The sequence below is a fragment of the Geminicoccus flavidas genome, assembly GCF_009806515.1.
Taxonomy (GTDB): domain Bacteria; phylum Pseudomonadota; class Alphaproteobacteria; order Geminicoccales; family Geminicoccaceae; genus Geminicoccus; species Geminicoccus flavidus.
This window is the reverse complement of sequence record NZ_WUJP01000651.1, coordinates 1-1,024: the sequence shown is the minus strand read 5'-3', so window position 1 is coordinate 1,024 and position 1,024 is coordinate 1. Positions and strand designations below refer to the sequence as shown.

The following is a 1,024-nucleotide window of genomic DNA, read 5'->3' as shown; positions in this document are numbered from 1 at the left end:
CCTCTGTCAGCCTTGAGCCGGCCGGCCACAAGGTCCTGGGCGAGGCCATTCCCGCCTGGCAGGGAGTGCAGGACAGGATCAAGGCGCAATTGGGCGAGGATGCCGCCGGGCAACTCCGCGACCTGCTTGTCCGCCTCTGACCGGCCGTGGCAGTGGCCATCCTGCCGTGTATTACGGGTATGTACCCGCATCAGGAGTGAAATAGCATGCCGGTTCCAGCCCGCCACTTCCTGCCCGAGGCTTCCTGAATTGCTTTCACGCGCCCTCGCCCGCTACCTCGCCGCCCGCGACATCCATTATGGGTGGGTGGTCGCGGCCACGACCTTTCTCGCCATGCTGGCCACTGCCGGGGCGATGGGCGCACCGGGCGTCATGATCGTGCCGCTCCAGCAGGAGTTCGGCTGGCAGACCGCCGACATCTCCTCGGCGCTTGCCGTCCGGCTCGTCCTGTTCGGCCTGATGGGGCCGTTCGCGGCCGCCTTCATGAACCATTACGGCATCCGTCAGGTGGTGATCGCCGCCCTGCTGCTCATCCTGACGGGCCTGCTCGGCTCGTTCCTGATGGCCGAGATCTGGCAGCTCGTGCTGCTCTGGGGGGTCATCGTCGGGATCGGCACCGGCATGACCGCGCTGGTCCTGGGCGCCACGGTCGCGACCCGCTGGTTCACCCGGCGGCGCGGCCTGGTGGTCGGCCTGATGACCGCCAGCAACGCCACCGGCCAGCTCGTCTTCCTGCCGCTCTTGGCAGCCCTCACCGATGCGATCGGCTGGCGCCAGGCCTTGTGCCTGGTGCTCGGCATGATCGTGCTGGCGATGCTGCTGGTCCTGCTCCTGATGCGCGACCGGCCGGCCGATCTCGGGCTGTCCGCCTATGGCGAGCTGCCCCCGGCCCCGCCCCCGGCAAGGGATCGCCGGCTGCGCGACCTACTGGTCTCGCCGCTGGCGGCACTGCGCGAGGCTGCGCGGACCCAGACCTTCTGGGTCCTGTTCGGCACGTTCTTCATCTGCGGGTTCAGCACCAATG

The 1,024-nt window shown here is 68.7% G+C and carries 1 protein-coding gene; it reads left to right on the top strand.

Annotated elements, in window-relative coordinates; translation table 11 throughout:
- Positions 1-249 precede the first annotated feature (249 nt).
- Positions 250-1,024: MFS transporter (locus tag EQG76_RS18560; RefSeq protein WP_159715865.1), on the top strand; the 775-nt coding region annotated here is incomplete at its 3' end.